Annotated in this window: 4 protein-coding genes; 2 read left to right on the forward strand and 2 right to left on the reverse strand. The window is 62.8% G+C overall.

The features are described 5' to 3' along the window. Positions 1-380: 380 nt before the first annotated feature. Positions 381-1,529 carry an acyl-CoA dehydrogenase family protein gene (locus L0G76_RS12120; RefSeq protein WP_304357456.1) on the reverse strand — a complete coding sequence of 383 codons (1,149 nt, stop codon included), beginning with the start codon at positions 1,527-1,529 and terminating at the stop codon, positions 381-383. Positions 1,530-1,567: 38 nt separating this feature from the next. Then, positions 1,568-2,761 (reverse strand): acyl-CoA dehydrogenase family protein, encoded by a 1,194-nt coding sequence (locus L0G76_RS12125; RefSeq protein WP_096157685.1) that lies wholly within the window; start codon positions 2,759-2,761, stop codon positions 1,568-1,570. A 507-nt stretch (positions 2,762-3,268) separates the two neighbouring features. Here L0G76_RS12125 and L0G76_RS12130 point away from each other — a divergent pair. Next, positions 3,269-5,812, forward strand: coding sequence for a LuxR C-terminal-related transcriptional regulator (locus L0G76_RS12130; RefSeq protein ID WP_304357457.1), 2,544 nt, complete (start codon positions 3,269-3,271; stop codon positions 5,810-5,812). Further along, positions 5,809-8,156, forward strand: a 2,348-nt coding sequence (locus L0G76_RS12135; protein ID WP_304357458.1) for an AAA family ATPase, incomplete at its 3' end; no start/stop codon positions are given. The genes L0G76_RS12130 and L0G76_RS12135, both read left to right, overlap by 4 nt.

The raw sequence follows: 8,156 nt of genomic DNA on the forward strand, positions 1-8,156 counted from the left end.
GCCTGTCAGCGTCGGTCGAAACTGTCGGTAAGTGGCGGTCGATGTGCGCGCCGCTGTCGACCACGAGTTACCGACTGTTTCCAACGGTTGGCATGTTCTGCTCGATCCACGAACGGATTTCGAGCAGAACATGCCAACCGTTTTACTCTTCGCACACAGAACGTCGACGATCGCACAGACAGAGGGCGGTCCGTGTCGACTCCAATGCTGGAAACGACGCGGACCGCCCTGTGCTCTGCGCTGTGAACTCGATTGTGTTCGGTTGACTCAGCCGAGGGGCAGACCCCAGCGGAGGGTTGACCTCACCTGAAGGGCTGGCCCCGGCCGAGGGTTGACCTCAGCTGAAGGGCTGGCCTCAACCGCGATACTGCTGTGCAGCCTCAGTTCAGATCAGCGGCGTTCGGCTCGATGAGACCGCCGATCTCTGCGAGTTCGGCAGTCAGCGAATCGGTATCGTCGAAGGTGCGTGAGATGACGGTCAGCCGCTTCGCGTAGTGGCCGATCGGGTATTCCATCGTCATGCCGATGCCGCCGTGCATCTGAATCGACTCCTGGCTGATGTTGCGTGCCGATGCGTCGATGATGATCTTGGCGGCGATGACGTCCCGGTGGCGGTCCTTCTCGGAGCCGGCTTCTTCATTGGTGACTGCAAGACGTGAGTACAGGGCCATGCTGCGTGCATACTCGAGGTCCGCATAGAGGTCTGCCGCGCGATGCTGCAGAGCCTGGTTCGCGCCGATGGGGGCACCGAACTGTTCGCGCGTTTTGAGGTACTCGGCGGTCATGGTCATCGAAGCCTCCATGACACCGACAGCTTCGGCCATGATTGCGGCGTTGGCGGTGTCGATGATCTCGGCGACGACGGCATGCGCGTCGGCGGCACCGAGGGGCTGTGCCGGTGCATTGTCGAACTTCACGCTCGCACTGCCCTGGCCGTCTGCCTGGCGGTGAGCGACGCGGCTGACACCCGCCGCTGATGCCGAGACCAGGAACAGTCCCAGAGTGCCGTTCTCGGTTGCGGTGACGATGAAGTGGTCGGCGACGTCGCCGCCGAGCACGCCGTTCTTCTCACCGGTGATGGTGAAGGAGCCGTCAGCGCCCGCCGAGGCGGTGGTGGCCGGGGTGTCGACCGCGTAGCGCAGGCCGGGTTCGAGGGCGGCGAATGCGAGGAAGGTCTGGCCCTCGGCGACTGCGGGGAGGATTTCCTGCTTCTGCTCTTCGGTGCCGGCCGCGGCGATCGCATTGGCTCCGAGCACAGCTGTGGCCAGGAACGGTTCGAGCACGAGGCTGCGACCGAAGGCTTCCAGGACCACGGCAACCTCGGCGAAGGTCATCCCGGCCCCGCCGTAGTTCTCATCGATGGCCAGACCGAGGAGGCCCATCTCTGCGAACTGTCCCCATTTCTCACGGGAGATGCCCTCGTCGCTTGCCAGGATGGCCTCACGTGCCTGGGCGTCGTATTCGGTGCGCAGGTACTTGTTCAAAGTGCTGGCGAGTTCTTGCTGAATGTCGTTGAGTTCAAGATCCATTGTTGTCCTCTTCTTAAGTGTCCTGGGTTCGGGGAACCTCAGAGACCAAGCAGTGCCTTCGAGATGATTCCGCGCTGCACCTCGGACGAACCGCCGTAGATGGTGACCTTGCGGGTATTGAAATACGCGGGGAGGGCGTCGACGGCGCCGAGTGGAAGATCAGACAGGCCCTCGCCCTGGACACGGTCGGCGACGAAGTCGAGTCCCTGCGGGCCGAGGACGTCGACGAGCAGTTCGCTGATGTCCTCCTGCAGCTGCGAGCCCTTGAGCTTGAGCACAGAAGAGCGTGGATCCGGCTTGTCCGAACCAGCTGCCTGAGTCGAGAGGATCCGCAGCTGAGTCATTTCGAGAGCAGTGAGCTCGGCTTCGATCCGGGTCAGACGGGCGGAGAACAGCGGATCGTCGAGCAGAGTGCCGCGTGCGGTCTTGGTCACCGCGGCGTAGGCCTTGGCCCGGGCCAGGTTGACCTTCGAGCCGCCGATGCGGGCGATGCCCGTGCGTTCGTTGCCGAGCAGGAACTTCGCGTAGGTCCAGCCCTTGTTCTCTTCGCCGACGAGGTTCTCGACGGGGACCTCGACGTTGTCGAAGAAGACTTCGTTGACCTCATGGCCGCCGTCGATGAGCTGGATCGGGCGGACAGTGACTCCGGGGGTCTTCATGTCGATGAGCAGGAACGAGATGCCTGCCTGTTTCTTCACGTTCGGGTCGGTGCGGACGAGGTTGAACATCCAGTCGCCGTACTGGCCCAGGGTCGTCCAGGTCTTCTGTCCGTTGACGATGTACTTGTCACCGTCGCGGACTGCGGAGGTCTTCAGCGATGCGAGGTCGGACCCGGCATCTGGTTCGGAGAAGCCCTGCGACCACCAGATGTCGATGTTGGCGGTGGCCGGAAGGAAGCGTTCCTTGATCTCCTGGCTGCCGAAGGTGGCGATGACCGGGCCGACCATCGAGACGTTGAAGGGCAGCGGCTGGGGTACGCAGGCCAGCTGCATCTCTTCGAGCCAGATGTGGCGCTGCACAGGAGTCCAGTCCTGACCGCCCCATTCGACGGGCCAGTCCGGGACGGCATATCCGTGCTGATTGAGGATCCGCTGGGACGTGACCATGTCGTCCTTGGTCAGCTCCTGACCGGTCGCGACCTTGAATCGCAGCTCCTCGGGGATCTGGGTGCGATAGAACTGACGCATCTGCTGCGCGAACTCGCGCTCCTCTGCATTCAGCAAGGTGTCCATGAAAACTCCTGATTGATCGTTCGGTAACTTTACTCAATAGTACGTTTCGGTGTTCAGGCTCACAAGTGGGCCGGCGGGAGTGAGTGCCTGGAGCTGGCGTGAGTGGCTGCTGCCGGTGATGTGCAGCGCGGGTGGTGGTGCGCGAATCCTGGTGTGTGAAACGCGGATCTCGATCACAGAGCTTTCAGGAGGGTCCGGCGGGTTCGGCGGCCCCGTGGATGAGTGGAGGGCGTAGGCATACCGGCAAGTGGTGTTGGGGGCTTCGTGTGCACCGAAAAAATCAGTGCGGATTCGCGTCTGATGCTGTAAAGTATGACAGCTATAGTAGGAATTTTCATCCAATCGGCGCCGCTCTCGAAACTCGGCGTCGACCGATATCCACTCCAACGGAATGCAGGCCGACCGGTACCGAAGGTGCTGGCCGATGTTGACGGGAGACTCGAAGCTGAGGTGATCCCGCCGCTGACTGCGCAGCGGATAGCAAGCGGTATAAAGAAGGCTGAGCAGATGTCCACTGCTGTTCGATCGGTACAACATCAGATTCTCGGGTACACGGACGAAGTGACGACCGTGGTCAAATCCCTCACAGACCCGGAAAGTTGCGGTGCGCTGATCATCGGTGCTGCCGGAATCGGGAAGACCACGATGATGAACACGGCCCTGGCACGCATCGACAAGGAGACTCCTGTTCTGCGTTTCCGCGGTTCAGAGACTCTGCGTGACCGGGCCCTGGGGATCCTCGAGATACTCCTCTCTCAATCGGGGAGCGCCAGCACCGTGGGCGCGGGCGCCGCACTGTCGGCAATCGGCAGGGCACTGACCATGCGATATCCCGACTCGACCCCCATCGTGCTCATCGACAATGCGAATCTGATCGATGCAACCTCACTGTCAGTGCTGACTCAACTCGCTGTGGCAGGACGGACCAAACTTCTCATCGCGGCGGAGTCGATTCGACCGCCCGTCGACCTCGCCACAAGTCTGTGGCTCTCCGGCGGCCTCACCCGGGTCGACCTCAGCGGTCTCGACGAGGCCACTGTGGCCGCGTTGGCCAAGACCTCCGGTTCGCGTCCGTCCGAAGAGCGGTCGGTGACCCGTCTGCATGCACAGACCGGAGGAAATCCGCTCCTGCTCAGCCATGTCCTCTTCAATCACGATCAGCTGCGCACCACGGACCGTATTCTGTGGAACATCGATCCGGAGCTGCGGCCCGTGCTCGAAATGGTTGCGATGACCGGAGCGGTCCACTATGAGATTCTCTTGCGGCTCTGTTCAGCCGAGGGGCTCGATTCCCTGGTCGATGCCGGGATCATCAGAATGTCTCGAGGTCGGCACGCCGCAGTGAAGATCGTCGAGCCGGTGATCGCAGCCGCGCTGAAGTCACAGGTCAGACCCTCCCGCTCACTGTCACTGTGGAAGCGGCTGAGCGAAGTCGCCGATATCGATTCGATGGACGGGCCTGCCCTGTTCGGGTACTTGTCGTGGGGGTTGAGCTTGGGCTTCGATCAGCCGGCCGACAAGATCCTCGATGCCGTGGCCTGGGCCAATCGGGAAGGCAGCTATTCCGGTGCGGCCGAACTCGCCGACTGCTCGCGCGAACAATCTGATGAACTGCTCCTCGAAACCATTCGTGCACAACAGGGAAGTGGCAACATCAGAGCGGCGAGCAGGGCGTTTGACAGCATTCTCGCTCGTGTTGAGCAGAGATGGACGGAGATGAGCCCGGAGTTCCTCTCCCGAGCGGCAACCATGGACATGCGTTTGACCGACCCGCGCGATCCGGACGGACTCCGCATCGGCTGGCTGCGCGAACATCTCGACACCTCGTCTGACAGTGGCAGATTCGATGTCACAATTGCCCGGTTCGACCTGAAGGGAGGGCGATTCGCCGAAGCCATCGAACGTGCGGAGCGCGTCTACCGCGACCATTCGTGTCTGACCCGTCACCGGCTCCGTGCGTGCGCCGTGCTCGGAACGGCCTCGATCCTCACCGGCAGGGTTGAGACCGGGCTGAAATTCATCGAGCAGGCGGAGCTGATGTTCGGCCTGCCAGGAATGACGAGTCTCGAACGGGAAGATTCGGCACCTCAGTTCTTCATCGCCAGATACACCGCCGGTGATTGGGACAAAGCCCGAGCAGCGTTGAGCTGGACGGAGTCGAGAAGGTGGAAGAACGTCAGCCCGCTGCTGTCCGGGTTCGTCGGAGCCCTTGTCGACCTGCGCACCGGTCACCCGGCCCGTGCGCTGGCCGTGCTGGACAAGATCACGACAACCAGTGAGGACGTCGGCTACGTGGGCATCAACGCGGCAACGGACTTCGCGCGCGCACTGTTGGGAGATGCCATCCCAAAGGAGCCGCCGAGGCGCAGCAGCCAAACGCCGACGGGTGACGGCTATTCGTACTGGGTGGAGTTCGAGTCCTCGCTGTTCCAGCTGCAGACTCTGGCGTTGACGAAGCCGGATGAGGCTGCCGATCGCCTGTACTCTCTCGGCGTTGCGGCACGTTCGACCGGCGCGGCGACTTTGGCCGCTTCGGCGTGGCTGGAGGCAACATGCCTCGGCCATCGAGCGGCCCTCGTCGAACTGGGCGGAGCGGCTGCGGAGATCGATGGGCGACCGGGACGCCTGGCAGGCATTGTCTCAGCTGCGATGACGGACGGCTCACCGTCCGCTCTCATCGAGGCGGCCAGAGGCGCCTCAGAGTACGGTGCCGTCGCCCTCTGCTCCACTCTTGCGAAACTGGCTCAGTCCCGCGCCATCGATGCTCACGATCAGCAGGCGGCCAAAGACGCCCGTATCCTCATCGGCAACAGCCTGCGGACGATCAGATACAGCGCCTCGGGACCACGACTGCCGGCGGTCCTGTCCGATCTCGAACGGCAACTCGTCGACGGGATCATGGCTGGTCGCAGCAGTCAGGAACTCGGCGCCATGCAGCATCTGTCGGCACGGACGATCGAATGGCATCTCAGCAAGATCTATCGCCGCCTGCACGTGGCCAATCGACGGGAGCTGCGCGAGGTGATCGCCTCATGGGAGGACCAACCATGAGCCAGACAGGCGAAGCCATCGTCTTCGGACGCGCTCGCGAGGTCCAGACGATGGAGAACTCATTGCGCGATTCGTCGTCCGGCGGAATCCTCATCGAGGGGGAGGGCGGCTCGGGCAAGACCTTCCTGGCCTCCCTCATCCATCGCCGCCGCGGCGGGGCGGAGCTGTGGCTGCGCGGCGACCGAATATTCAGGTCGGTCGACTTCGGGGCGCTCGGACTGTTCGTGGACCTCGACAAGGACCCGAGCGATCTGCTCTACCGCGTCGTTTCTGTGCTGACAGGAGACCGACCCACACCCGTGATCTTCATCGACGATGCCCACGACCTCGACCATCGCAGCCTCGGCGTGCTCTCGCAGCTGGCCAATGATGGTGATATCAAGATCGTGGCGACACATCGTCGAGACCCGACTTGCCGTGAGCACCCGTTCGAGGATCTCGTCGCGGACCACATTCTCGACCACATCGATCTCAGCCCGCTCGATTCCGACTCCTATGCGGAGATGGTTGAGCACCACCTCGGCGGGATCGTCTCACGCGGAGTCCTCGACATCGTCGAATTCCATTCGGGCAGAGTGCCGGGAAAGATGGTCGAACTCCTCGGCTACACGAACCGGGCCAAGAGATTCTACGACCGGCAAGGAGTCTGGGTCCTCGACGGCCGCGATGTCGACTACGACGAACGTGCACGCGACGTCACGCGCATCGACCTTGAAGAGTACCCGCCGCAGACACGAGAAGCTCTTGAGCTCGTCGTCCTCGCCGGGGAAGTCGACGTTGAAGTCATGCTCACTGCGGGGCTGGGAGAAGCAGCCGATGCTCTTGCGGACGCCGGGGAGATCCTGCTCGAAAACCGGGGTCGACGCGTGTACGTGGCCGTGGAGAACCATAAGTCCGAGACGATTCGGTACACGATTCCTGACGGCCGGAGCCGACAGATGTATGACTTCGTCCTCACCAGCAGTGCGTCATCCCCATCTGCGTGGGCACGCATGCTGCGGATGGACTGGGCGCTGGGCTGCGGGGTCAAAACAGAGGTCCAGGACCTCATCGATGCCGCCCGCGTGGCGGCACGGATTGGTGAATGGCAGAGGGCGCTGCGAATGCTCATCGAAGTGCCGACCGATCAGATGGAGGCACATGAGCTCTGCGATCTCGGACATCTCTATTGTGAGGTGAATCAGGCGGCCCTCGGCTTTGATGTGCTTGCGCAAGCTGTGCAGAAGGCCTGCTGTGCCGACGTCATCGTCGAAGCGTTCGTCGTCTGGGTCTACAGGGATTTCGATCACAGTTCTCCGACCTTGACCCTCGACAGGTTCCGTGACGCGCTTGACCATGTCGAGGGTCTCGACGGGGAAGAGCCTCGACAGGGCGACGGGTGTGAGGGCGGCGGTCTCGCCGAAGCCCACAGCAACGGAATCGATGTGGACACCGCTCGTGGCATCATCGACCATCTGGGCACTCGTCCTCTGCTGGTGGGAGCGGCCGATCAGCACTTCCTGACCGAGGCCTTCGGCAATGAGCGATTGCCCGAATCCCTGCGCGTGCTCCTCACCGTCGCCTTGGCCGGCCGGATGCTCGAGCGGGGACGAACCGCAGAAGCTCTCGATCTGCTCGACCGTGAGTCAGGTCGCAGCTACTCCGTGGGGACCGGGTCGATGATCTTGTCCATGGTCCGAGCCAATGCGCTGACCAACGCCGGCGACACGGAGCGGGCCAAACGAATCCTCAACGAGTTGCCGAGCGAGGACATCGCGTTCCTCACCGCTCGCAGCGGCCCCAGTGACCTGATCTGGAGTCGTGTCCACACCCTGGACGGAGCATTGCCTGAGGCGACACGCTCATCCCACGCAGCCGTTGAGGGACTCGAACACTGGAACCAGACGGTATTTCTCGCGCTGGCAATCGCGGAGGCCTCATACGTGGCGATCGTGGGCGGCAACGCCGACGTCGCCGCCAACTACGAAGCCCGTTTCGATGCACTGCCGGCTCGCGGTCCCTACATCGAGTACCGCCGTGCGGTGATCATGATCCATGTCGCGAAGGGACTGCGCACCGGCGAGACCGTGTGGGTAGACAGGCTGCGACAGTTGCTCACCGAGGCGATGAACGATGACTCATTCGGGCTCGCCGCGCTCATCAGGTTCATGCTGTTCAGACACTTCGAAGTGGTCGAACCCGAGGAGATGTGCCTGCTGTCCGGGCGCGGGACAGGAGACCTGTTCCGGCTTCTCGGTCAGCTGGGAGCCGCGCTGCGTGAGCGCGACGGTGCGGCCCTGCTCGACATCGCCGCCATTCGCGACAAGAGCGAGCCAGACCTGGCCACGGTGTGCCGGACGCTGGC

This window comes from Brevibacterium picturae (assembly GCF_030453725.1).
Taxonomy (GTDB): Bacteria; Actinomycetota; Actinomycetes; order Actinomycetales; family Brevibacteriaceae; genus Brevibacterium; species Brevibacterium sandarakinum_A.

What these genes read in the sequence shown, in the direction of transcription:
- L0G76_RS12120 (WP_304357456.1), bottom strand. Translation starts at nt 1,529, where the DNA reads ATGGATCTTGAACTCAACGACATTCAGCAAGAACTCGCCAGCACTTTG.
- L0G76_RS12125 (WP_096157685.1), bottom strand. Translation starts at nt 2,761, where the DNA reads ATGGACACCTTGCTGAATGCAGAGGAGCGCGAGTTCGCGCAGCAGATG.
- L0G76_RS12130 (WP_304357457.1), top strand. Translation starts at nt 3,269, where the DNA reads ATGTCCACTGCTGTTCGATCGGTACAACATCAGATTCTCGGGTACACG.